The organism is Paenibacillus sp. 7523-1 (assembly GCF_002276415.1).
GTDB lineage: Bacteria > Bacillota > Bacilli > Paenibacillales > Paenibacillaceae > Paenibacillus > Paenibacillus illinoisensis_A.
The window spans coordinates 444,061-468,026 of sequence record NZ_NPBR01000013.1 but is presented as its reverse complement, the minus strand read 5'-3'; the positions used below and the strand labels follow the sequence as shown (position 1 = coordinate 468,026).

Below are 23,966 nucleotides of genomic sequence, written 5' to 3'. Positions count from 1 at the left end.
TTTTTTGCATTTTTTGACCCTAAAGGAAAAAAGGCAGGTGTCGGGTGAATGACAAGAGAACGCATTATTGACTATTATTCCGGGTTTGACGAGTGGGGAAGATTGGAGCGGGAACCGCTGGAGTTCATCATTAACATGCATTACATCAGGGCACATCTTCCTGCAGCTGGACTTGTTCTGGATAATGGCGCAGGGCCAGGGAAATACGCGATGGAGCTTGCGAGGGATGGCTACCGAGTAACCTTGTCAGACTTGACACCTGTTTCCGTGGATATCGCTAGGCAGAAGGCTAAGGAGTATGATCTGACGAAGCAGTTCGAGGGATTCCATGTACTGGATGCAACCCGTCTTGAGGGGCTGGCTGACGATACATACGATGCATCGCTGATGCTGGGGCCGCTGTATCATCTCCAGACTGAACAGGACCGGGTGGCGGCTGTAAGGGAACTACACCGGGTAACGAAGCGAGGCGGCATGGTGTACATCGCGATGCAGAGCCGAATGCGAATGGCCATTAACTCGCTGCAGTCTCCCCAGCACTGGAAACCGAATGATCATATGGGTGCCATTCGTGCTTTTGTGGAAAAGGGGACATTCGACCATCAGGATCAGGGCCGATTCACAGGGGCTTATTATTTTAACATTCAGGATATTCAACCATTCATGGAGCAGCACGGATTCGAAACGGTGAATTTGATTGGATCATCCAGCCTGGGGGCCATGCTCACAGCAGAACAGCAGCAGTATTGGAAAGAGCGCGGGGAGCATGAGGAGTTAATCCAATTCATGATTGAGAAGGCAGAAGATCCTACAATTCTGGGGATTTCCTCTCACCTGCTGTATATCGGGACCAAGAAATAATCATGAATGTCACAGAAATAGAGAATAATATGTCAAAATCATGCCCTCTGGAGAAAGAGGGCTCTTGTGTTTTTCTTCAAAATAGTTCAATATTAAGATACATAACAAAAGGTGATCTACTTACAATAGGTTAGATGAACGACGGATCGCTTCATAAACAGGGAGGAACAGAACATGGAAATCGGAATTAGTACCTTTGTCGAGACCAATCCAGATGTGAAAACCGGAGAACTCATAAGTCACGCACAGCGTATTCGTGATGTAGTAGAAGAGATTGTCCTGGCTGACGAGGTCGGTCTGGATGTATACGGCGTAGGGGAGCATCATCGTGCTGACTATGCAGCATCATCCCCGGCAGTGATTTTGGCAGCAGCAGCTTCACAGACCAAGCGCATCAGGCTGACCAGTGCCGTGACTGTACTGTCTTCGGATGATCCGGTACGGGTATTTCAGGATTTTGCAACGCTGGACGGCATCTCGAATGGACGTGCGGAGATTATGGCGGGCCGGGGTTCGTTTATCGAGTCCTTCCCTCTTTTCGGCTATGATCTGAACGACTACGACGAGTTATTCGATGAGAAACTGGATCTGCTGCTTAAGCTTCGTGATTCGGAAAAGGTAACCTGGGAAGGCAAGCATCGTCCTTCCTTCAACAACCTGGGCATCTATCCGCGCCCGGTACAGGAGAAGCTGCCGGTATGGATCGGAAGTGGCGGTAATCAGGAATCGGTTGTCCGCGCAGGTCTGCTCGGTCTGCCGCTGGTACTCGCGATTATCGGTGGTCGTCCGGTTCAATTTGCTCCACTGGTAGAGTTGTACAAAAAGGCTGCAGCCCATGCAGGGCATGATGCTTCCAAACTGACAGTGGCATCACACTCTCACGGTTTTATCGCGGATACGATGGATGAGGCGGTTGAGAAATTCTTCCCGCCAGCACAGGCTGTCATGAACATACTGGGCCGTGAACGTGGCTGGGGACACTACAGCCGTGCAACATTTGATGCTGCACGCAGTCTTGAAGGCGCACTGTACGTTGGTGACGTAGAGACTGTTGCTCAAAAGATTATTTACCTGCGCAAGGAAGTCGGCATCACTCGTTTCATGCTGCACACCCCTCTCGGCACAATGCCGCATAATGAGGTGATGAGAGCCATTGAATTGCTTGGTAAAGAGGTTGCTCCAATCGTTCGCAATGAAATTGCACGTTGGGAAGCGGAGAATGGTGAAGCGCGTTAATTCTGCCCGTTCGCCCGATTAGAGAAATTAGAATATTGATTGTTTTAACATAAAAAAAGGAGTTGAGACTCAGCATATCAAGCTGGGCCTCACTCCTTTTTTGTATTATGGACAATAATTATTTTTTGGTGTTTGTTCCAAAGAGAGATTGAACAATCATGGACAGCGTATGATCATAGAGATTTTTGGCGGCAGCTTCACTCTCCAAGTGGCCTCCCAGGTACAGATGAATTACACCATGCAGGGGGGCCCAGATCATTTGAACGGCAAGCAGTGAATCCTTTTCCTGAAGCATCTCCTGCTTACTTGCTGCTTCTACCAAATTAATGAGCTGCTTCATCGCGGTTGCGGTTCCCTCCAGACTCTCTGCATCCGGTTTGAACTCGGCAAATGATCCACCAAACATCAGCTGATAGAAGCTGGATTGCGTCATGCCAAAATCCCAGTAGGCGTAGGCAAGCGCGCGAAAATGCTGTTGGTATGAAGTTTGCTGCGGCACGGCCTCAAAAGACTGAGACAGGAGTATGCAACCCTCCAAATAGAGATATTTGGCCAACCCTTCTTTCTTGCCAAAAAGGTTATAGATGATCTTGGTGGAGCACTCCATCCGTTCTGCCACACGTCGTACCGTAACCGCTTCAGGCCCGTGTTCCTGTAATAGTGCAGCAGCAGCATGCACAATATTTTGTCGCAGATTTTCGGAATGCTGGAGTCTTGCTTCCTGAAAAGTCGTTACCGTATGAATCGACTCCTTAGATTTTGATGAGTGATCTTTCATTTATGTTCATCCTCGTAGCGTTATATTTGTTTTCTAACGGAAACTGCGTTTCTTATGAGTATTCTACTGTTTCGTGCCTGATATCGTCAATTTTCCAAATGTGAATTGACAGGATCAAAAAAGGAAGATACTATGTTTTTATTAGGAAACAATGTTTCCAATAAAAAACGACTGTATAAAAGGCGGATGAAAAATGAGAAAAATTCAAAATCAATGGGCACTAGTCACTGGAGCTTCCTCGGGTATCGGACAGGCTTTTGCATTGGAAATGGCTTCAAAGGGACATCATGTCGTGCTTGTGGCCAGATCGGAAGCAAAACTGAAGCAGCTGGCAGAACGCATAGAACGAACATATAAAGTGAGAGCAGAGGTCATCGTAGCAGATCTCTCTGAAGTGAATGCACCACAGCAGATCTATGATGAATGCAAAAATCGGGGCATACGTGTGGATACCTTAATCAATAATGCAGGCTTTGCAACACATGGGTGGTTTGAACAGGTGGATGGCTTGCGCCAGCAGGAGGAGATCTTGCTTAATGTACTGGCTGTAACAAACATGACCCATCTATTCCTGCCGGCAATGCTGCAAACGCGCAATGGAACGGTGATCAATGTCTCTTCCACGGCAGCCTTTCAGCCTGATCCGTTTATGGCTGTATACGGGGCAACCAAATCATTCGTTCTTTCCTTCACAGAAGCATTATACGAAGAGAATAGACGGCGTGGAGTTCGCTTTTTGGCCATATGTCCCGGTGCGACAGAGACGTCCTTCTTTGATGTTGTAAACGCCGAAGAAGCCTCTGTTGGAAAACGGGATACGCCTGAGCATGTGGTAGAAGTGGCGATGAAGGCATTGAAATCGGGTAAGCCCTACGCTGTGCCGGGTGCATCGAATTACTGGACGGCTCAATTGGCCCGTGTTTTACCACGCAGACAGATCCTGCGAGTGGTTGGAGGAATGCTGACTCCGCGTCCTCAGAATGGATAAGCACAAAGGGCACAGGCCTGAATCGATAGAAAAAACGCTGGCAGCAAACATCCTTGCTGTCAGCGTTTATGTCATAACCATTTTAATAATGCCATATAGAATGCTGGCTCCTGCTGCACCGAGTGCAATCAGCTGAACTTTCAGCCCTAATCCATCAAAGCTGAATACTTTCGGAAGCATCCAGTATAAGCTGATTATTGTCCAGAACGCGTACAAGACTGCTGCAGTTAGCAGCTGTCTCACGGAGATTTCCCTGATCGTGGAACCCAGCAGACCCGGAAAGGTTGCATCACCAATCATCTTCAGGTTCCAGTAGGAGAGAAGAAAATAAACAAGCACAACACCCATCGTTCCCACGATCATCAGCGTATCCTTGCTCAGCAGTAGACTTCTGAGGTTACGTGACTTGTTCTTCATCTCCCCGAAACCAACCAGGAAAAAAACGAAGCCTATCACCATTCCTACACCGGCTCCTGTCGTGCACAGCGTATGTAGAACGATACCGAGGACCCCAATTACCCATAACATGTCATCACCTTCTTCACAGCCTTGCGAACTTCCCGCTCTCAGACATACCATGCTGTCCATTCTACGCCTGGCTGTACGGTTCATCAATGAAGTGCCTTCCCTGTTATCTGGTTCCCGCTTTTGAACAGCGTATAGTGAATGACCTCACCGCTCCAGAAATGGAAGGCCAGATCAATCTGCCCAATATGCAGTTCATTGAGCCATTCCGGCTGCAGAATCAGTTGATTTGTTTCATAAGAAGGTGCAAATGTAGTCAGGAATTCTTTGTAAGGAGTCCAGTTCTGCGGAGCAGTAAACTCTCCAGAGGAATAGACGGCCTCCATGGTAGCGAGTTGATCGCCATGAAAGAGCGTTGGGATGGAGAAAGCCTCTGTAGTACCGAATGCATTCTCCAGCTCGGGCTTGGCCGATACGACGAGCTTCCATGTCCAGTCTGCGCCTTGATTGAACTTCGCCGTGATGATGGCCTGTTTGCCGAGCTGGTCGCCCTTGCTAACCATACGGGATAATGCATCTGCTTGGATAACCAACGTACTCCCGCTGAATGAATAGTCTGCGTTTTGTTTCAACAGCTGCTCACCCGCATAGAGCGATACGAGTTTGGTTCCATTTAACTTGACTGTCAGCTCCGTATCCTGAATGGGGTAGCCTTGTCTCAGGTACAGCAGATCACGATCTCCAATAGCAGAACGGCCTGTCCAGCTTGCCTGAATCATCTCGAATAGAGCCGGATCGGACCACACATACGTCTCCCGGTTCAGATGCTGGCCATTGTCCCACAATATGGACGCGATCTTTTTGTCCTTCAGCTCATGCCCGATGAATTCGAAATATTTTAGCTTCTCGCCCTGTTCAATAACATCCGTATGTTTATCGAATCCCAGAAGTCCGTACTCGCCAAGAATGACCGGAATTCCCTGCGTGACGAGTGTCCTGTACATATTGTTAAACGTGTTGGCCGCATCATTCTTGGTATCGGTATCAAACGTGGTGTGTCCTGCGATATTAACGCTAAATGGCCAGTAACCATAGTAATGCACGGTGGCAATCAGGTTTTTGTCTTTCAGTTCAGTGATGGTATGCCTCAAACTGTTCAGCCTTGCCTGTGTCGGTGAACCCTCAAGTGTAGGCAGCAGAAGTGGGCGCTCTTCGTTATTGCCACCTGTGCTGCGAATCAGCTTCACAAACGCCGTGTTTAATTCATGCAAAAGGGCAAGCTGCCTTGGCTCATCGATATTGCTTCCTGCTCCCATATCACCCGCCTGAGTGATTCCACGATTGAAGCGCGGTTCATTCACACTTTCGAACATCAGCCTCAGTGGAGCATCCTTGAATTGATTCGCAATTTGGGTCCACACTGCTGTGTAACGAGCGAGTACCTGGTCATGATCCGTTTCCAGCTGACTGATCCAGAGATAAGAATCATGATGGAGATCCAACACGACGTACAGATTGGCATCCAGTGCCCATTTGATCACTTCCTGGACCCGTGCCATGTAAGCAGGACCTATCCGGTAATCCGGGGCGGCACCAATATGCTGGACCCAAGTAACGGGGATTCGTATACTTTTGAATCCTTGAGCGGCAATGTTTTCGATTAATTCCGGAGTAACGCGTGGATTCCCCCAGTAGGTTTCATCGGGGCCTACCGTATCCAATGAGTTGCCGAGGTTCCATCCGGGCTGCATCTGATCCACAACTGTTTGCAGTGGACCGAAGGCGGTCATTTCACGCTGTCTCGCAAGCTCGGATTGGGCTGCAGACGCAGGTAATGGCAGCAGGATGAACAGATACATCGCGATGCATGTCAGTGTGATGGAGATAGGGCGACTAGGTAATTTCATGGAGGCTCCTTTAGCTTGAGTGATCTCATTATGTTTTCGTCCTATAGATCGACGTAAAGCATTATATCAAAAGGAGTATCGGGATGAGCCATGTATTTTTTACCCAAGTGCCTATTCGTTCTCCGATTCGTACTTATCGCGATGCTGCTTCTTCATTTCAATATAATCGGGATCAGTCTTGGCAATCTCCCACTGTGCCTTGAAGATGGCTGCAGCTTCCGCTTTCACTTTGTCATTTTGATAGGGAAGAATTGAACCGTCCTCTTTCGAATATTTGCGTCCACCTTTATGGTTTGTATATCTCCGGGCCCGTGTATATCCCATCTGCAGATACTTGCGCGCCATATCCATGCCAACGAAATCATCCTTTTTCTTATATTCCAAAAAAAGCTCGTAGATCTTCTCCGATGATTCGGTCGCGATCTCGGGTGTTTTAAAACGCCAATAGGGCAGAATCTCGCTCTTGTAGGGTTCCACCATCAGCACCCCCTGCTCCCCCCGTCCGACGGTATATAGCTCTGGATGTTTGCGCAAATCGAGCTCTTCGTAATTCAAGGTGTAATCGAACTTTTTCATCGGTGTGGTCCCTCCTTGAGATAACATGTATGGTATTGCCATGCTTGAACATGGAATTCTGTAATAGTAATATAACTTCTACCTCTTTTTACCCCGATTCTTTTGGAACATACACGGTTAATGGGGGACAGAGGAGTAAAACCATAGGAGGGATCATGATATGGGAATGTCCGGCAGATATCTTGTGGTGACAGACGAGTTGATTGAATCGATCAAGTCAGGCGAAATAAGTGTGCATGACTGTTCCGTTGATCTGGATATTGATAAAACGTGGCAGATGCTTCAGTTCACCTTAACTGGTAACCTGGTGGACGGAGAGCCGCCTCTCGGATATGTGGTGCCGATGTCAGGGGAACAATATTTGGGGAATTATTCGGACATGGATCTGTTTCTGCTCTCCAACGAACAGGTGCTGGAAGCCTATATGGCTCTGGAGCAGCTAGACCCCGATGAACTGAAGGTACGTTTTGACCTGGACCAAATGATTACGAAAGGCGTCTATCCGGTCATGGAAGGCTGGAATGCAGATGAGACGTTCACAGAGATCGTTCAAACAATGAATGACGTTCAGGCTCTATATCAGGCAACAGCAGCCGCCGGGAATGGAATTGTCTTTTATATTTTCTGAAATGGTTCGTAAAGGTGACGCTCCTTCATGTTTAAGCTGCTTCGGTTCGGGTTATTGATAAAAATAAGGCGATTGCCTTGATGATGATTATCACGAAATCCGGTAGAAGAGAGGGATTGCGGTATGACACAGGACCAGAATGAAGAGAACAAAGCCATTCAAGACGACGAGCCGGATCCATTTGAAACCCCTGTAACGACAGAGGACAATGAACCGACTGAAGAGGTTGAAGAGGAAACCAAAGAGTAATGTACGAGGTCGTCTAAAATAAATTCTTATCCAAAGGTCGGACACATTTCCGGCCTTTTTTGGCGTTTTTACGATCCAGTGGTTTACAACATTTACCTGATGGCCTCATAATAGGAATGAACCACATTTTTCCTAAGGAGGAGATCGTATCAAAAATCGAAGGTTAGCCAAGTGGATCGCCGTACCACTCGTTTTGATGATGGTGGCGCTTACGGGATGTCAGGCTGTTGGTGGGGTGGATATTGGTAAAGCCATGGCCAACAGTACAAACGTAAAATCCGGTGAATCTAAACAATCCATGCACATTAACATAGAGCCGGCTAAAGAATTCGCTACCGAGAAAGACAACGAAATGATTGAACTTATTAATTCCGTATCGCTGGACATTGAGAATGCCAAAGTGAAGGATGCCCAAACGGCATCAATCCAAGGCTCGGTGAGTTTCCAAGGAACCAAACTTCCTTTCCACCTTTCCATGGATGAAACCCAAATGGTGATCGACCTGGACGGTGCGCAGAAGCCGCTGTACATATCACTTGAGGCTCTGGAAGGCGCGCAAACACTTCCGATGATGGACACCAAGGCTCTGGAAAAGCAGATCGAGGAGCTCTCTCCCAAATTGCTTTCCTTTGTCCTGAAGCATCTGTCCAATCCGAAAAATATCTCTGTTACGCCTGTACAGGAATCGGTGAACGGTGAGTCCCTCAGCCTCTCCAAGCTCCATATGGAGATCACTGGAGAAGAGATTCTTGCCATGGTTAAACCGTTCCTGACAAGTGTTGCCCAAGATGAGCAAGGACTCAAGGATCTGATCGGCGATCTATATGAGGTGTTCTATCCACTGCTGACAGCAATGAATCAGGTGGAAGAAGTGGACGCAGGAGCCATGACCTCCTTGATGCCAGAATCCAAAGAGGCAGCTGTTGCCACCATGTACCCGATGATCAAGGCAGGACTCGACGAGCTTCTGGTTAACTATGATCAAGGGCTGAACGAATTGTTGAATGAGGTACCTGAGCTGAAGACGGTATTTGGCACAGATACAACGTTTAAACTCGATTTCTATCTCGACAGTGCGCTGAACATCCGTAAGCAAAATGCTGAGTTGAAAGTGGCACTGCCTGCCTCCGAGGATCTGCCTTTGCAATCCGTGACTCTATACGCAGACAGCGAGCAGTGGAATATCGGTGGGGCGGTAACCGTGGATGCGGTTGATACAACAGGTGGCGTAATCGATCTGATGAAGCAAGACATCACTCCTGGACAGATGCTTCGCAACTTTGATTCGAATTCCGTCGTGTACCAGCTGCTGAAAGACGAAGCCGGTATCACTCGGAAGAGCATTATGCTGTATCCGGAAGATGAGGTCTACGGTGCCATTACAGTGAAAAACACAACATTCGTTCCTCTTCGTTACCTGTCCGAGGAATTGGATGCTGAAGTGAAATGGACCAAGGGATCAGATACCATCGTTGTTACTGACGATATTACGGGCAATGAAATTGTCCTGACTGTGGGTTCCAAGAATGCAACGGTGGCAGGCAAGGAAGTAACCATGGTTGAATCCGCCTATGTGGGCAAAAACGGTAAGACTTACGTTCCACTGCGCTTCATGGCAGAGTCTCTTGGCGCAACCGTGGATAAGGAAAAAGAAACCGGCTGGATCTTTATCGATCGGCCATAAGTTATAACATCTGTACGACATTTGTATGTGCGAGAGGGGATTTCAGAGTATGCCAGATTCCTTGTAATGGTTGAGAAGAGTACAGCGCGTAAAAATCCGTTAGAACGTTTACGGGATACGTGTGTCCTTTTTTACCCATTACGAGGAGCTTCGGCGTTTCTGAAATGATGAAACGAATCGGGGAGTGCCTCTATTGGAGGTGCTCCTTTTTGTCGTGTCATCCCCAATAAATCCCCAGAGGTGTTATATATGAAAAGTCAACTTATCATCCAATGCCAGAACATTACCCTGCGTCCATTCTCGCTGGAAGACCAGGCCGTATTACGTATGTTTACCCAGCAACCTGAGATTACAGATATCCTTCCTGATTGGAAGATGAACGAGGAACAATTGCGTGATTTCCTGCAGTTTGTCGTGGGCAGCTACGAGCGATTTAACCCGGCAGATGTACGTATTATGTTGGCTGTTGAGCATAACGAGGATCAGCGTATTATCGGCTGGTGTGGCGTTTTCCCGAATGACATGCTGGACAGCAGTGACCGTGAAATGGCCTACGCCCTCTCCAAGGGTTACCGGAATAGAGGGTACATTACGGAAGCCGTGCACGCCCTGACGACGTATTTGTTCGAGCATACCCAGCTGAATCGAATTGTTGGCATTGTGAAGCCGTTCAACGTGCCATCTCGCAAGGTGCTTGAGCGTAAAGGATTTCGTTATGTTACCCGCAGGAGACTTACTGACGGAGCAGACTATGATTATTTTGAACGGTTCAAAAATAAGGAACAAACTGAGCAGGCAAATTTAATGAAAAATCAATTCGTGATTCGGCTCCGCCGTGCGAGACAAGAGGATGATACTGTACTCGCTGAAATCTGCAAGCGTGCGTTCGAGCATGCGATGAGGATTTGGTCCAAGGGAGAGGGAGATTTGGACAGCAACCTGTGTCCGCCTAATTATTCTTCAATCCGTCTCCACAATTACGTCCTTCGTGAGTGGGATTATTATGTTGTGGAATTGAACGGATGCCCCATTGGAGGAGTTAGCATTAATGTGCTTGGACATAAACATGCAAGACTGGACAAAATATTCATCGACCCGGTTAGCCAGGGACTTGGCTTAGGATCTCAGGTCCTAGAGCTCATTGAAGCCGAGTATCCCCAGATTGAAGTATGGAAGCTGGAGACCTCGGGGAGGCAGCCTGGTAATCATCACTTTTACGAAAAAGCTGGTTATGTCCGTACGTATGCATCGACTGATGAGTACGGATACGAGAAAAGATTATCCAAGACGAGTACTCAGCCCTATCTGGCTGGATCTCCGCAGGTTGGTACAGATGAGCTGAAAGCTGAATTCTATCAGGCAAACCTGGAAGGGACGAGATTCAGTTCCAGCAATCTGGCTGATAGCAGAATAACAGACTGTAATATGACTCGCAGCAAATTTACCAATCTCAATATGACTGAAGTGCTGCTTGCCGATCTGAGATTAACCAATAGTAGCGTTGAATTTGTGGCTATGGATGGTGTGCAATTTCGTGATACCCATCTTGGGGTGAATAAAGTGCCCATGAACTGGGCGCACTGCGATCTTGGGGGTAGCCGCTTCCTCCATTGCGATCTTACAGGGGTTCGGCTGGAACAGTGTCAAGTCGAAGGGATGAAAATCAATGGAGTTGCCATAGAAGACCTGTTTGCAGCCTACGATTCCCTGAAAGAAGAAAGGTGAATCATTGCCAAGGTTATCGATATCAGGTGTATTTTACGGATTGAAGCATTACTACCTGTGATGAAAAAAAGGGAGAAGGCTACATTGTTAACACTTCCTTTGTAGGCGGCATTCATGCCGTGCCAAACCAGATCGCTTATGTCGGATGCACAGTCTGCCCAATATGAAGTGCAATCTCCGTCATCAGAAAGCGCCTGTTCCCAGCAAGTTGTTGGGGACAGGCGCTTTTATTAGTATGATCGAATATTAGGCATGCTGAAGAGCCTGCGGCTTTTTGCTGAATCCAGTGCTCCCTGCGGTAAAGCCCATCTGCCGATAGAACTCATGAGCTGCTTCACGGTCGGGACGGTTACCGCTGTTCAAGGAGAGCGAGTCTATGCCTTGGCTGGCGGCCCATTGCTCTGCTGCCAGAATCAGCTGACGGCCTATCCCGGTGCCTCTGAACTGGTCATGCACGATGAGTGCCAGGATGCGGCAGTGCTGACCGTTTTTCTCATACAGGTAAGAGGTCTGCATGCCAATCAATCCGACCACACGTCCACGAACTTCGGCGACGAACGTATTAAAATTTGCATCAGCCGCAATGTGGGCATAACGCTCCTGCATTTCAGCATACGTCGTGGGATAGCCCAGTTGGTCCATGAGAATGACCATATCCTGCAGATCTTCCGTTGAACTGCTGCGTATTGTTACATCCTGGCTCATGATAGCTGTGCCTCCTTATTTCGTTCCTTCAGTGAGAGTTCAATGATGGTATCCAGCAGCTCCGTAAAGGAAATGCCTGCAGCAGCTGCACTTTTGGGCAGCAGACTGTTACGGGTAAGACCTGGAAGCGTGTTGACTTCGAGCACATAAGGCATGCCATCACGGATGATCATATCTACGCGGGCATAGACGCTGCATTTCAGCACACGGTAACAGGCAAGTGCGGCATCTTCCACGCGCTTGTGGATGTCGGCAGGGAGCTGAATCACCTGTTCTTCGGCACCGCCGTCATTATATTTGGAACTGTAATCGAAGAACTCGGCGCTTGAACGAATGGAGATGATCGGGAGCATCCTGCCATCTACAATGGCACAGGTAATTTCATCCCCTGCGATATATTGTTCAATCATGACCGTGTCATCCCATTTAAGTGCGGCTTCAACCGCAGCTTGAAGAGATGAAGGCTCTTGAACAACCTGGGTGCCAATGCTGGAGCCGCCTGAGTTGGGCTTCACAACGACGGGATACATCAACTGCTGCACCGCCGTAGATGACAGTTCTTCCAGATGGTTCACCTGCACCCACGCTCCAGTAGGTATGCCCGCATGGTGCATGAGCTGTTTGGACATATCCTTATCCATACATACACTGCTGGACAAGACGCCGCAACCGGTGTATGGAATGCCAAGCGACTCCAGGGTCCCTTGAACTGTACCGTCTTCGCCGTATTTGCCATGCAGCGCGAGTAAGGCCACATCAATACCCGCTGATTTGTCGATCAGATCCCGTTTGCTGCTTAGCTCAATCGGAATGACCTCATATTTATCTCTGTCCAGATGGGCAATCATCTCCTGTCCGGTGAGCAGGGAAATATCCCGCTCGGAAGATGTACCGCCCATAATCACGCCAACCTTCATGTGTAATCCTCCCATGTTGTTATTCGGCCGTTTCAGCTCAACTGAGTCGCGGTCTCACCAATGATACGGATACCTTTGCGAATATTCTCATCGCTGACCCTGGAGAAGCCCAAGCGCATCGTATTTAACCCCTGACCTGGTTCCAGATAAAAAGTATCGCCTGGCGTGAAGGTCACACCCTTCGCCTTGCAGGCAGCCAGCAATTCCCGGGTTCGGTATCCCGGAGGAAATTGCACAAACAAATGCAAACCGCCCTCGCCGGAGATCTGGCACATGGGCAGATGCTTGCGCAAGCAGCGCACGACCAGTTCATATTTCCGCTTATATTCCGTGCGGGCCCGCTTCAGATACTTCTCAAAATTACCGTTGCTCAAGTATTGGTAGAGCAGGGATTGGTCCAGTGTTGAGGTGTGAATGCTGCGGGCCCGTTTCATGCTTTCCAAATAATCAATCAGTGCTGCATCTGCAATGACCCAGCCTACCCGCAGCCCGGGAAAGAGTACTTTGGAGAAGCTGCCCAGATAGACCAGTCCATTGCCCTTGCCCGCACTAGCGATGAGAGGGGAGACGTGGGAACCGGAATAACGCAGTTCCTCATTGAACCCGTCCTCAATAATAGGCACTTCGTATTGATTCATTAACCGGATAATCTCTGCACGTTTGGCAGGAGAAGTCACCGTTCCGGTTGGATTGTGATAAGAAGGTACCAAATAGGCCAGATCATACGAACTTGTGACCAGTTCATGTTCCAACTGCTGCAGATTGAGTCCGTCCGGCTCCATGTCCACGCCTGTGAGGTTGAACTCATGAAGCTTCAGATTTTTGATTGCCGTATGATGGGTAGGGTTCTCGCATAGAGCTCTGCCGCTTTGTCTGCGCAAGGCACCAAGCACCAGATCGAAGCCTTCCGTGAATCCGTTGGTAATAAGAATATCCTTGCCGGTCAGGTCAACGCCCTTGTTCTCCATGTACCGGAGCAGATAGTTCATCAAAGGACGGTAGCCTTGTGCATATCCGTAGTTCAGCAGCACTTCGCCTTCGAGAGACATGCGATCAAGGAATGCCCGTTTCACATTATGCAGATCAAACAGCTTTTCATCCGGGGCAATACTGGTAAACGAGATCTCGCCACGTTCTGCACCGGAACCATGTTTCATCAGGTCGTATTGTTCCGCCTGGATCGCATAGTCGCTTACGCGGCTCTTCCAATCCAACTGCCAGCCATTGGTTGGCTCAGGCGTTTCAATCATGGGGCTGACGTAGTTCCCTTTGCCTTTCACCGCATAGATCAGACCTTCTTCTTCAAGCTCGGCATAAGCAAGCAGGACGGTGCTGCGGCTAACCTTCATCAGTGTACTGAGTTCACGTGTGGAAGGCAGCTTTTGCTTTGCCTGCAGTCCGCCTTTGAGCATCAATCGCTTCATATAATCTTTGACTTGTATATATACAGGGCGGTCCTCCGTCAGTTGCAGATCGGAATACATCCCATCACTCCCTCTGTTTGCTATCTTGCCATATTATAAACCTCACAGAAAGAACCACGATACCTCTGATTCCGTCACGAGGTGGTTATATATCCATGCAAATGTAAAAAAGCATCAAAGCGTATGAGCTTTCCGATGACCTATTTCCGCCGAATGAGGACGTCACCGATCCGGCGAGACGTTTTTCGTGACGAGTCGCAAAGTAAGGCTTCGACGGAAGGAGTGTTTCCCGGCCGCTTATCATCCCGTTAATTTCTTTTTCAATGGCTCTATTTTTCTTGCTTTTTCTATAGTAACCTATATTTTAGTATGACCGAAAACGCTTTAAATTTACTATGACGACACCGGAGGATATCCCGCATGGCAAGAATGCTTTTCCCGAGACTTCGCGGCAACAGCCGAGGCTGCCTCGCTTTCGAACCGTTTTTCCTGATTCCGTACAGCATGATGGCGACTTACGCTACGCTGTACATGTATGAGCTGGGCGTTACCGAGACCAATATTGGCTGGATTACCACGCTCGGGCTAATCGTGCAGGTGCTGTCATCATTCATGAGCGGGTATCTGACCGACCGAATGGGACGCAAGCGCGCCATCCTCATCTTCGACGTGCTTAGTTGGAGCGTAGCGATGCTGATCTTTGCCTTTTCGCAAAACATCTGGTTCTTCGTCATTGCGACATTCATCAACGGGCTTCAGCGGGTTCCGCATGTAGCCTTTTATTGCTTGATTGTCGAGGATACCCCGAAAAAGGATCGGACTTACGTTTTCACGCTGCTTCAAATCATCGGCGTCGTCGGCGGTTTGTTCGCTCCACTCGGCGGTCTGCTGGTCGATTATTATGGACTGGTGGACGGCACACGGATCATGTATGTGCTGTGTTCGGTGCTGATGACCTTCCAGTTCATCGGGCGGCACCTGACCACGAAGGAAACGGAAATGGGCTATCGGAAAATGAAAGAGACGAAGGAACTCGGGCTCAAAAAGAGTTTGATCGATTACAGCGGCGCGATCCGAGACCTGTTCGCCAGCCGCAGCCTGATGCTCATCTTCGTTGTTTATATCCTGTTCAACTTCCAAATGACGCTTAAAACGACCTATCTTTCGTTGTATCTGGCTGACTATCTGAAAGTGGATAGCGGACTGATCTCGCTCGTTCCCGCCGTTTCTTCTATTATTATGCTGCTCGCGCTGTGGCTTATCATGCCGAAGATTCCGGCCGAAGGCGAAACGCGCTCCATGATGGCGGGCTTCGCGCTGTCCATGCTTTCGAACGTAATGCTGGTGCTGTGGCCAACGTCGAATCTGGTCTGGATTGGTTTGAGTACCGTGCTTGCCGCCGTCGGATTGATGATCAGCTCGCCGTACCTCGAAGCGGCCGTCCAGAATGCGATCGATGACGAAAAAAGAGCGAAGGTATTCTCGATGCTTTCCGTCGTGATCCTGCTGCTTACTTCCCCGGCCGGTATCGTGGGAGGCTGGGCGTATGCGCTCGATCCACGGATTCCGATCTGGATCATTACGGCTTCTTTTGCTGCTGCGTTTGTGTTTTTAATGATATATTTGAGTCGGGGGAGGGAGAAAGCCCATTTGTAAGGGAATCTGGGGCTCTCTGCTATCGTCTCGTATATATGAATTTTTCTGGAACAGTTTAAGAGGTGCCGCTTGGTCGGCGTCTCTTTTTTTTCCTTTTAAATATACTGCGAACTCAAGACTCAATGAGGTTTGGGTCGAGTATACGGAGGTTGTTATACATGGTTTAAGGAGGACAACGTAAAAAAGCCCTGGCTTCGTGCCGGGCTGTGGGTGTAGCTTGATCCAATTCTATATAGATCTGCTGTTATGAAGTTATGACTTACTAAGATTGCATGGCATGACCATTCTTCTCTTTTCTAGGATCGATAGCTATCGGTTCTTCTATGTGGATCTAGTTGTTCCTTGCTGACTGGAATTGCAGGCTTTCTAATTCAAATCCACTTCGTACTTCTACATCTACTTCTCTTTCTACGTTACAATCTACAATGAATCTCTTTCTACTTTTGCTTGCTGCAAGGGTCGTATTGATGATGAATCCTAAAGCTACAGACTTGCAATACGTGCTAACTGTCCTCTTGTTGTGGTGCGCACATTACAGAATACAGTATGAAAAAGATCATGATTCATAGGGTACAATAGACTGAAGTAGATATAAAGACATATGTCTTAGTGCCCAATTTCTTCCTCATACCCCTATAGTACCACTTTGAATCAGGGAAGTTAACCTTTTTTTTGAAATTATTGTCGTAATAGTTGAAAATAGCGTGAATTGTGCATCTTATAGAATGAAATGGTTTCCTGTAATAATGTATGATAGGATGTAAGCCTATAGATAATGAGGAAGTGAACCTAATGATTCAGATTACCGTACCAACACCGGATGTAACCATCACCAAGCAGGAAAACCCGCAGCTTAGCCACATCTACGGTTTCACCGATTTTCACCTGATCACGCGTGAAAAGGGTGGAATCTTCATGTTTTACAATGCCGATGGTGAGCTGTTATTTGTCGGGAAAGCACGAAAATTGAGACCGCGGATCAAGAAGCATTTTGAGGATACCGTTTCTCCAATGAAGAACCACCGGGAAGAAGTGGCGACCATTGAAGTTTGTCTGGTGGAAGATGCCGTAGACCGTGAAATTTATGAGACCTATATCATTAATACGATGCGTGCGAAATACAATGTAGACAAAGTGTTCTACAACTAAGTCTTCTGCCTAGTCACTACAGCAACAACTAGCATTTGCCTGTATCAAGCTAAAAAAAGGTTTTACCCCTGGGACATATGTCCTACAGGGTTGTAACGTTGGATAAGGATGTGATCGACCGATTGCATCCAAGTCTGTACTTGAACATAGAAAGATAAAAGATATGAATAGCAGATCACTGGAAATGTAGTAGAACATGAAGAACGTAAAGATTGGTTTTAAAGATTGACCCAATACATAGAAGAGGTGATTGTTTTGATCGGACGCAGTGGTAACCCCACACTCAAGGACAGTACATTTGAAAATGCCGGTGGTTATGGAGATGACCGGTACCAGCGTTACATGACGATTAACGGCACAGTGAACAAATCATTCATTACGCTGGTGATCCTGCTCGGCAGTGCATTTGCGACATGGATGATGTTTTTTAACGGTCAGGAAGTGCTTCCTCTCGCCATCGGAGGTGCCATCGTCGGATTTATTCTGGCATTGATTATCTCGTTCAAACCTGTGGCAGCACCCTATCTGGTTCCCGTCTATGCCATCGCGGAAGGCATGTTCCTCGGCGCACTCTCCGCAACCTACGAGTCATTGTACAATGGAATCACCTTGCAGGCTGCTCTGCTGACCATGGCAGTGTTCATCGCCCTGCTGGTAGCTTACAAGTCGAGACTGATCAAAGCTACGGAGAACTTCAAGCTGGGAGTGGTAGCGGCAACCGGTGGCATTATGATCATGTATCTGCTTAGTTTCGTGCTGGGATTGTTCAGTATTACCGTTCCCTATCTGCATGACAATAGTCTGATTGGAATTGGGATTTCTGTCGTAATCGTTATCGTGGCGGCACTGAATCTGGTGCTTGATTTTGACTTTATTGAGAGTGGTGCTGAACAGGGTGCTCCAAAATATATGGAGTGGTACGGCGCATTTGGGCTTATGGTTACCCTGGTATGGCTGTATATTGAGATTTTACGTCTGCTCAGCAAGCTGCGGAGCCGGGATTAGGAACGAATAAAAACAATTGAGATAACGGATCAAATCCAAGAGCTAACGCGTGCATCGTCACGTCGTTGGCTTTTTTTTTATACATATGGATGACGATGATCATTCGAACTAAAACGGGTGCACATATTTCCATATATGGATTGACTGAGAGGAAAAGAATATGATATTTTAATTGATAATGATTATCATTGTCGATAAATGATGAATCAGTCAAACTGACCTCAACGTACGCTGTACGCTTCATATTAAGATGATCAAACAGATCGAGAGGAGTGGCCTCATGTTACTGGAGAATGAATTGCACCGTGCTGTGCGAGCCCCCGTTATGAGTCGCAGCCCCAAGACGGACCTTGCTGGAGTAAAAACCTATATGGACGAGCATTACAATGAAGCATTGTCTATTGCCGATCTTGCTCAGAGAGCAAATATCAGTCCGAAGTATTTTGTTGATCTATTCAAAAAAACCTACGGTCTCAGCGCGATGGAGTATCTGACAGATCTCCGCATTAACCGGGCCAAGCGTTATCTGAAGGAATCCGGATATAAACTGCGTGATATTGCGCTCAGAGTCGGATACAGCGATGAATATTATTTCAGCCGCAAATTCAAAAAGGAAGTCGGCGTTTCTCCTTCCGATTATGCCAAGAACGCCAGAAAACGCATTGCCACCTGCTCCTCCAGCGTCATCGGACAGCTGCTGGCCCTCAATGTCATGCCCATTGCTGCGCCCATCGATCCGAAATGGACAGCGTATTATTATAACGCGCATCGCACGGAAATCCAGTCCCATCTTAAACTTACAGATCCTTATACCAGCTGGAGATTCGAAGCGAACGTGGAGCGGCTTGTGCACATACGGCCGGACGCCATCATTGGTACCGATCAACTCAGTGAAGAAGACCAAGCTGGACTTGCCGAGATTGCGCCTTGCTGTTTTGTACCCAAGCATCAGACTGATTGGCGTGAACAGCTGCGCATGATAGCTGCGTTCCTGGAACGGGAGGAACAGGCAGAACAGTGGATTGATCTATATAACAAGCGGGTAGAGAAAGCGCGGCAATCCGTGCAGAAGGAAGTGGGATGCGAGAAGGTGGTTGTGATCCGGGTATATGGACAGCGCCTCTATCTCTATAGCAATCCGGGGATTGAGGAGGTGCTCTATGGTGCATTGCAGCTGGAGACTTTTCCCGATGCCAGCACCAATACACCGCTGACGCTGGAACAATTAAATGTAATGAATCCGGACCGGATCCTGATCATGGTATGTCCCGAGGCCGTATCGCGGGCTTACTGGCTCAGTCTGCAGCACTCGCCAGTATGGAGACAGCTGAACGCTGTGCGTCAGTATCAGACGCACCTGATCACTGGGGATCCTTGGTTCGATTACTCTGCAGTGGGCGTTATGCGGATGCTGGATGAGGCTTTGCTCATTTTCACGGGATATTGTCCAAATATATATCTGGATAACGTCCATGGTGATTCACGAGCGACATGACATATAATCCATCTATCTAAATGAGAATGTTTATCAAGGGGGAACTATCATGCATCAGCAGCAAAAAGAGAACGGGCAACGTTTCGCTCCAAGAAGGTGGATTAATCATCGGCTGTCAGCCTTGATTGTACTCGTATTAATGGTTGGATTAATGGCTGCCTGTGGCTCCACATCAGAACATGAAGGAGCAGCGCAGCAGGAGCAGAAGACAGCCGAGGCCTCCACAACAGCCTCATCAGAAACGGCCGTACAAGAAGAAGAGGCAGCAGAAACTGCGGCTGGCGAACGGACTGTAAAAGACGAAATGGGACATGATGTGGTGGTTCCTGCCAAAGTGGAGCGAGTATTTGCACCTTATCTCGAGGATTCCCTGCTTACACTTGGCGTCAAGCCCGTTGCTCAATGGGCCAGCGGCACCCAAGGGCATGTTTACTTACAGGATCAGCTAAGTGATGTACCTACACTCGATTTCTCAAGTGGGCTGCCTTCGCCTGAAGCGTTGATGGCTTACAACCCGGATTTTATTATCCTGCACACGTCGAATTATGCTGAGAACGGTGTATATGAGAGTTATTCGAAGATTGCACCAACCTATGTATTTAACAATGCATCGGGTGATGTGGAGAAGTCACTGGAGGTCATTGGCGATCTGCTTGGCAAAACAGCTGAGGCAGAGCAAGCCATCGAGACATACCACGCCAAGGTAGACGCTGCGAAAGCAGAGATCGCCAAGGTAGCGGACGGCAAGAAAGCGGCCATTATCCGCTTTGCTCCCCGCGGAATCAGCATGATGGGCGGAAACTACTTCAGCGGCTATGTCGTATACGAACAGTTGGGACTCGGCAAGCCTGCGCTCGTCGAGACGGAGAACAGCGCGATTGTCTCCACCGAAGTGCTGCCCGAGATTGACGCGGATTATATTTTCACCGTTGAACAGGGGCCAGGCAGCATGAAAGAGATGACGGATACCAAAGTGTGGCAGAGCATGCCTGCTGTTAAAGCGGGAAATGTATATGCTGTCGAGCCAGCACCATGGCTGGGCGGCGGACTGATTGCCTATGGTCATGTCATTGACGATACATTGAAGGCATTGACCCCATAATAGCGATGAATCAGCTCCTTCTCGGAGGGCCCGGAACCGGATATTATTTCTGTGTTCGAGGTGTCACGGGGAGGAGCTGTTGTTTTTTAAAGGGATAAATAAATCAAGAAAAATATGTAAATATGGAGATAATCAAAATGAATTCTGGATATCGTCCATGGGACAGCTGAAATCACTCTTTTATAATTGGTAATGAGAATCAATCTCATATAAAACAATATGATCTATATACACATAGCCATGCGAGTTGAACAACGAGGAGGATCTATCCGTAATGACGTTTCAGCCCAATCAATCAGTCTCAGGTACCCTTGAGCAGATGACACGTAGTGCTGTTCCCATTCCCCGTTCAGAACAGTGGACGATGAAATCGAGAGCGGGGAATCATGCTTATCAGATCATGGTATATCAACCCGCAGAGGCCGCCCCACCGTCTGGATATCCTGTGATCTACCTGCTCGACGCTAACTCTGTCTTCGGCACGATGGTGGAAGCGGCTCGCATACAGGGACGCAGACCAGAGAAGACCGGGGCACTCCCGGCCATCATCGTTGGAATCGGGTACCCGACTGCCGCTGCGTTCTCGCCTCATCGGTATTACGATTTTACTCCACAGGCCACGACGGAATATACCCACAAGTCGGATGGAACAATTCTGCCTGAGCAGGGGGGAGCGGATGCTTTTCTGCAATTCATTGAAGAGGAACTGAAGCCCGACATGGAGCAGCAGTTCAACATAGATCGGAACAGACAGGCCATTTTTGGCCATTCTCTTGGCGGGTTGTTCGTTCTGCACACTCTTTTTACCAAGCCGGACGCTTTCCGTTACTACATTGCCGGAAGCCCTTCGCTTCATTGGAACCAGAAGGTGATGCTGGCCGAGGAACAGGAGTTCATCGCAGGTCTGGAGCAGCATCCGGTCAACGTTAAGGTCTGGATTGGCATGGGCGAACAGGAGAAGAATCATCCTGCCCGCAACAATGACAAGGCATCGGCTTTAACGGAACGTCTAACTGCACTGAAACAGCCGGGGCTCGATATCCAATACACCGAGTTCGAGGAAGAGAATCATGTCTCGGTGCTGCCGTTTCTGATCAGTCGTACGATACGTTTGGCCTGCAGTCCTGAAGCGTAGGTGGGTGGAAGAATAGATGTTTGTTTGATTAAGGTGTGGGATAGGTTTCGGATTAGCTGAGATAACATGGATGATCCAATCGAGTTCAACAATGAATCAACGTTCAACAGGCAGTAAGCCAGGGGAGGTACACAGGGTGAGCTATACAGGAATTCATGGAAAAGTGGCTCTGGTCACCGGTGCAGCACAGGGAATCGGCGAAGCGGTTGCCAGAGCTTTGGCTGAACAGGGTGCAGTTGTAGCGGCAGTAGATATTCGGGAAGAGCAGCTTGAACAGCTGGCTGTGGACCTACATCATCTAGGCTATCAGGCAGCTGCTTATCCTGCTGACATTGCGAATCGCCAATCGGTGGACGATACCGTACAGCGAATCGAGGCAACACTTGGACCGATTGGCATTTTGATCAATGCGGCTGGTGTGCTGCATACAGGTACAGTGGCATCCCTGAGTGACGAGGAATGGACAAGAACGTTCGATGTGAATACCCACGGTGTATTTTATATGTCACGTGCAGTTGTGCGAAATATGGCGAAGCGCCAATCGGGAACGGTGGTTACTGTGGGTTCGAACGCCTCGGGCGTACCCCGGATGCACATGTCGGCTTATGCAGCCTCCAAGGCGGCGTCCACCATGTTTACCAGATGTCTTGCGCTTGAATATGCGGAGCAGCATATCCGCTGCAATATTGTATCTCCAGGGTCGACGGACACTCCCATGCAGCGGGCATTATGGCAGGATGATCATGGCGCGCAGGCCGTGATTACAGGATCGCAGCAGGCGTACCGTCTCGGCATTCCTCTGAACAGGCTGGCATTGCCATCCGATATCGCGGATGCCGTACTCTTTTTGGCTTCAGACCAGGCGAGGCATATTACCATGCATGATTTGTGTGTGGATGGAGGCGCCACACTCGGCGTCTGAATCAAGATAAGGAGATGATGAATATGTCAAAAGCGGGTGCAATCGCAGCAACCTCCGCCTTACACCTTCTGGAACAATATCGGGAGGGAACGTCCTTTTTTTGGTCTTCACCGCAACACACGTTGCTCGCTCAGGGTGAACGATTGAGGTTTCCTGTCTCCGCTGTTCAGCAGCAGGTGGAATCTGATTCCTCAGGAAACATCGATCATGCCCCTGGTAAACACGTGGAAGGAGTACATTTTGTTATCGAACAGGTTCGAAACATGATTCAGGAAGCGCAGCAAACGGGCCTTCGGAAACCGATTGTGGTGGGAGCGATACCTTTTGATCCGAATCAGTCCTCTGCCGAGCTGTTAATCCCGGAAACGGTACAATGGGCAGAACCTCCAAGCCATGCTCTGAACGGATCATATGAGAGACGCCCAGCGGCTACTGGCTGTGAGATTGAGGAAGTGCCTGGGGCCGAGACGTATCAAAGAAGTGTCAATCATGTGCTGAGGCAGATGGAGCAGGGAGAACTCGACAAAGTTGTGTTATCCCGCACACTGCGTGTGGTCTCAGAAGATCTCGTGGATATACATCAGCTTCTGCGTAATTTGTTCAGGGATAATGCACACGGGTATACGTTTGCGGTTCCCATGAGGAAAGTTTCCGAAACGGAAAGTACTATAACAACGTTAAAAAGCGACGGTGATGAAGTCAATCACCAAGGAACACGTACGTTTATTGGCGCAAGTCCGGAGCTGTTGGTTACTCGAAAAGGCACCATCATACGGGCGAATCCGCTGGCTGGCTCCGCTGCTCGTAGTGATGACCCTGCTGAGGATCGCCGCCGCGCAGAAGCGCTGCTGGCTTCAGCCAAAGATCGGCATGAGCATGCTGTCGTCATTGGTGCTGTTGCTGCCGCACTCCGACCTCTTTGCAAACAACTGATCGTTCCGGCAGAGCCCTCCTTGATCCAGACAAGCACGATGTGGCACCTGTCTACCGAGATCCATGGAGAATTGCTGAATAGAGATATTTCGTCACTGGAGGTGGCCTTTGCTCTCCATCCGACCCCGGCTATCTGCGGAACGCCTGTATTAACGGCCAGAGAGGCCATTGGATCACAGGAACCGTTTGATCGCGGACTGTTCACCGGCATGGTTGGCTGGTGCGACAGCGAGGGCGACGGGGAATGGGCTGTAACCATCCGCTGTGCGGAAGTGGAGGGCAATGAACTTCGATTATTCGCTGGGGCAGGCATTGTAGCGGGCTCCACACCGGAAGCGGAACTGGCAGAGACCTCCGCCAAATTCAGAACAATGCTGCTTGCTATGGGTCTGGACTCCACCGTATCCCGTTTGAAGGAGGAATAAA

22 protein-coding genes are annotated in these 23,966 nt (G+C 48.7%); 15 read left to right on the top strand and 7 right to left on the bottom strand.

Translation table 11 applies throughout. The features are described 5' to 3' along the window. The first annotated feature begins 48 nt into the window (after positions 1-48). On the top strand, positions 49-861 hold the full coding sequence (locus tag CHH60_RS17145) for a class I SAM-dependent methyltransferase (RefSeq protein WP_095360259.1): 813 nt from the start codon (positions 49-51) through the stop codon (positions 859-861). A gap of 174 nt (positions 862-1,035) precedes the next feature. Next, positions 1,036-2,097 (top strand): LLM class flavin-dependent oxidoreductase, encoded by a 1,062-nt coding sequence (locus tag CHH60_RS17140; protein WP_095360258.1) that lies wholly within the window; start codon positions 1,036-1,038, stop codon positions 2,095-2,097. 118 nt (positions 2,098-2,215) lie between these two features. Here CHH60_RS17140 and CHH60_RS17135 read toward each other — a convergent pair whose 3' ends face one another. Beyond that, on the bottom strand, positions 2,216-2,875 hold the full coding sequence (locus CHH60_RS17135; RefSeq protein WP_095360257.1) for a TetR/AcrR family transcriptional regulator: 660 nt from the start codon (positions 2,873-2,875) through the stop codon (positions 2,216-2,218). A 193-nt stretch (positions 2,876-3,068) separates the two neighbouring features. Between CHH60_RS17135 and CHH60_RS17130 the strand changes: the two genes are divergently transcribed. Beyond that, positions 3,069-3,863 (top strand): SDR family NAD(P)-dependent oxidoreductase, encoded by a 795-nt coding sequence (locus tag CHH60_RS17130; protein ID WP_095360256.1) that lies wholly within the window; start codon positions 3,069-3,071, stop codon positions 3,861-3,863. A gap of 66 nt (positions 3,864-3,929) precedes the next feature. Here the strand turns inward: CHH60_RS17130 and CHH60_RS17125 are convergent, their stop codons facing one another. The 3 genes from CHH60_RS17125 to CHH60_RS17115 all read right to left on the bottom strand — a co-directional run bounded on the left by CHH60_RS17125 (position 3,930) and on the right by CHH60_RS17115 (position 6,811). Then, positions 3,930-4,478, bottom strand: coding sequence for a hypothetical protein (locus tag CHH60_RS17125; protein WP_141236961.1), 549 nt, complete (start codon positions 4,476-4,478; stop codon positions 3,930-3,932). Next, the gene (locus tag CHH60_RS17120) at positions 4,475-6,235 is read right to left on the bottom strand and encodes a cellulase family glycosylhydrolase (RefSeq protein WP_095360254.1); all 1,761 of its coding nucleotides are present in this window, start codon (positions 6,233-6,235) and stop codon (positions 4,475-4,477) included. Before CHH60_RS17120 ends, CHH60_RS17125 begins: the two co-directional genes overlap by 4 nt. A gap of 111 nt (positions 6,236-6,346) precedes the next feature. Then, positions 6,347-6,811 (bottom strand): DUF4385 domain-containing protein, encoded by a 465-nt coding sequence (locus CHH60_RS17115; protein ID WP_095360253.1) that lies wholly within the window; start codon positions 6,809-6,811, stop codon positions 6,347-6,349. Positions 6,812-6,971: 160 nt separating this feature from the next. Here CHH60_RS17115 and CHH60_RS17110 point away from each other — a divergent pair, with 160 nt between their 5' ends. From CHH60_RS17110 to CHH60_RS17100, 4 genes are all read left to right on the top strand, one after another. Further along, a complete protein-coding gene (locus CHH60_RS17110) occupies positions 6,972-7,439 on the top strand; it encodes a YfbM family protein (RefSeq protein ID WP_095360252.1) in 468 nt (155 codons plus the stop codon). A 123-nt stretch (positions 7,440-7,562) separates the two neighbouring features. Further along, on the top strand, positions 7,563-7,688 hold the full coding sequence (locus tag CHH60_RS30275; protein WP_255247967.1) for a hypothetical protein: 126 nt from the start codon (positions 7,563-7,565) through the stop codon (positions 7,686-7,688). A 196-nt stretch (positions 7,689-7,884) separates the two neighbouring features. After that, positions 7,885-9,372, top strand: a complete 1,488-nt coding sequence (locus CHH60_RS17105) for a copper amine oxidase N-terminal domain-containing protein (RefSeq protein WP_095360251.1) — start codon at positions 7,885-7,887, stop codon at positions 9,370-9,372. 249 nt (positions 9,373-9,621) lie between these two features. Beyond that, a complete protein-coding gene (locus CHH60_RS17100) occupies positions 9,622-11,097 on the top strand; it encodes a GNAT family N-acetyltransferase (RefSeq protein WP_095360250.1) in 1,476 nt (491 codons plus the stop codon). Positions 11,098-11,343: 246 nt separating this feature from the next. Here the strand turns inward: CHH60_RS17100 and CHH60_RS17095 are convergent, their stop codons facing one another. The 3 genes from CHH60_RS17095 to pdxR are packed head-to-tail and all read right to left on the bottom strand — an operon-like array spanning position 11,344 to position 14,203. Next, complete coding sequence (locus CHH60_RS17095; RefSeq protein WP_255247966.1) at positions 11,344-11,802, bottom strand: GNAT family N-acetyltransferase; 459 nt, start codon at positions 11,800-11,802, stop codon at positions 11,344-11,346. Next, a complete protein-coding gene (locus tag CHH60_RS17090) occupies positions 11,799-12,719 on the bottom strand; it encodes a D-alanine--D-alanine ligase (RefSeq protein WP_095360249.1) in 921 nt (306 codons plus the stop codon). Before CHH60_RS17090 ends, CHH60_RS17095 begins: the two co-directional genes overlap by 4 nt. A 32-nt stretch (positions 12,720-12,751) precedes the next feature. Further along, entirely contained in the window at positions 12,752-14,203 is a 1,452-nt protein-coding gene (gene pdxR / locus CHH60_RS17085) for a MocR-like pyridoxine biosynthesis transcription factor PdxR (protein ID WP_095360248.1), read from the bottom strand. Positions 14,204-14,563: 360 nt separating this feature from the next. Here pdxR and CHH60_RS17080 point away from each other — a divergent pair, with 360 nt between their 5' ends. From CHH60_RS17080 to dhbC, 8 genes are all read left to right on the top strand, one after another. Next, positions 14,564-15,799 carry an MFS transporter gene (locus tag CHH60_RS17080; RefSeq protein ID WP_095360247.1) on the top strand — a complete coding sequence of 412 codons (1,236 nt, stop codon included), beginning with the start codon at positions 14,564-14,566 and terminating at the stop codon, positions 15,797-15,799. A 792-nt stretch (positions 15,800-16,591) separates the two neighbouring features. Then, complete coding sequence (locus CHH60_RS17075; RefSeq protein WP_095360246.1) at positions 16,592-16,948, top strand: nucleotide excision repair endonuclease; 357 nt, start codon at positions 16,592-16,594, stop codon at positions 16,946-16,948. Positions 16,949-17,203: 255 nt separating this feature from the next. Continuing rightward, complete coding sequence (locus CHH60_RS17070) at positions 17,204-17,953, top strand: Bax inhibitor-1/YccA family protein (protein ID WP_095360245.1); 750 nt, start codon at positions 17,204-17,206, stop codon at positions 17,951-17,953. A 280-nt stretch (positions 17,954-18,233) separates the two neighbouring features. Continuing rightward, a complete protein-coding gene (locus tag CHH60_RS17065) occupies positions 18,234-19,448 on the top strand; it encodes an AraC family transcriptional regulator (protein ID WP_095360244.1) in 1,215 nt (404 codons plus the stop codon). 49 nt (positions 19,449-19,497) lie between these two features. After that, on the top strand, positions 19,498-20,550 hold the full coding sequence (locus CHH60_RS17060; protein ID WP_095360243.1) for an ABC transporter substrate-binding protein: 1,053 nt from the start codon (positions 19,498-19,500) through the stop codon (positions 20,548-20,550). Positions 20,551-20,824: 274 nt separating this feature from the next. Beyond that, entirely contained in the window at positions 20,825-21,685 is an 861-nt protein-coding gene (locus CHH60_RS17055; RefSeq protein WP_095360242.1) for an alpha/beta hydrolase, read from the top strand. Positions 21,686-21,821: 136 nt separating this feature from the next. Continuing rightward, positions 21,822-22,607, top strand: a complete 786-nt coding sequence (locus tag CHH60_RS17050) for a 2,3-dihydro-2,3-dihydroxybenzoate dehydrogenase (RefSeq protein ID WP_095360241.1) — start codon at positions 21,822-21,824, stop codon at positions 22,605-22,607. 23 nt (positions 22,608-22,630) lie between these two features. Then, positions 22,631-23,965 carry an isochorismate synthase DhbC gene (dhbC, locus tag CHH60_RS17045; RefSeq protein ID WP_095360240.1) on the top strand — a complete coding sequence of 445 codons (1,335 nt, stop codon included), beginning with the start codon at positions 22,631-22,633 and terminating at the stop codon, positions 23,963-23,965. The last annotated feature ends 1 nt before the right edge of the window (position 23,966 follow it).

Coding starts and splice junctions, on each gene's coding strand:
- CHH60_RS17145 (WP_095360259.1), top strand. CDS start 49: ATGACAAGAGAACGCATTATTGACTATTATTCCGGGTTTGACGAGTGG.
- CHH60_RS17140 (WP_095360258.1), top strand. CDS start 1,036: ATGGAAATCGGAATTAGTACCTTTGTCGAGACCAATCCAGATGTGAAA.
- CHH60_RS17135 (WP_095360257.1), bottom strand. CDS start 2,875: ATGAAAGATCACTCATCAAAATCTAAGGAGTCGATTCATACGGTAACG.
- CHH60_RS17130 (WP_095360256.1), top strand. CDS start 3,069: ATGAGAAAAATTCAAAATCAATGGGCACTAGTCACTGGAGCTTCCTCG.
- CHH60_RS17120 (WP_095360254.1), bottom strand. CDS start 6,235: ATGAAATTACCTAGTCGCCCTATCTCCATCACACTGACATGCATCGCG.
- CHH60_RS17115 (WP_095360253.1), bottom strand. CDS start 6,811: ATGAAAAAGTTCGATTACACCTTGAATTACGAAGAGCTCGATTTGCGC.
- CHH60_RS17110 (WP_095360252.1), top strand. CDS start 6,972: ATGGGAATGTCCGGCAGATATCTTGTGGTGACAGACGAGTTGATTGAA.
- CHH60_RS30275 (WP_255247967.1), top strand. CDS start 7,563: ATGACACAGGACCAGAATGAAGAGAACAAAGCCATTCAAGACGACGAG.
- CHH60_RS17105 (WP_095360251.1), top strand. CDS start 7,885: ATGATGGTGGCGCTTACGGGATGTCAGGCTGTTGGTGGGGTGGATATT.
- CHH60_RS17100 (WP_095360250.1), top strand. CDS start 9,622: ATGAAAAGTCAACTTATCATCCAATGCCAGAACATTACCCTGCGTCCA.
- CHH60_RS17095 (WP_255247966.1), bottom strand. CDS start 11,802: ATGAGCCAGGATGTAACAATACGCAGCAGTTCAACGGAAGATCTGCAG.
- CHH60_RS17090 (WP_095360249.1), bottom strand. CDS start 12,719: ATGAAGGTTGGCGTGATTATGGGCGGTACATCTTCCGAGCGGGATATT.
- pdxR (WP_095360248.1), bottom strand. CDS start 14,203: ATGTATTCCGATCTGCAACTGACGGAGGACCGCCCTGTATATATACAA.
- CHH60_RS17080 (WP_095360247.1), top strand. CDS start 14,564: ATGGCAAGAATGCTTTTCCCGAGACTTCGCGGCAACAGCCGAGGCTGC.
- CHH60_RS17075 (WP_095360246.1), top strand. CDS start 16,592: ATGATTCAGATTACCGTACCAACACCGGATGTAACCATCACCAAGCAG.
- CHH60_RS17065 (WP_095360244.1), top strand. CDS start 18,234: ATGTTACTGGAGAATGAATTGCACCGTGCTGTGCGAGCCCCCGTTATG.
- CHH60_RS17060 (WP_095360243.1), top strand. CDS start 19,498: ATGCATCAGCAGCAAAAAGAGAACGGGCAACGTTTCGCTCCAAGAAGG.
- CHH60_RS17055 (WP_095360242.1), top strand. CDS start 20,825: ATGACGTTTCAGCCCAATCAATCAGTCTCAGGTACCCTTGAGCAGATG.
- dhbC (WP_095360240.1), top strand. CDS start 22,631: ATGTCAAAAGCGGGTGCAATCGCAGCAACCTCCGCCTTACACCTTCTG.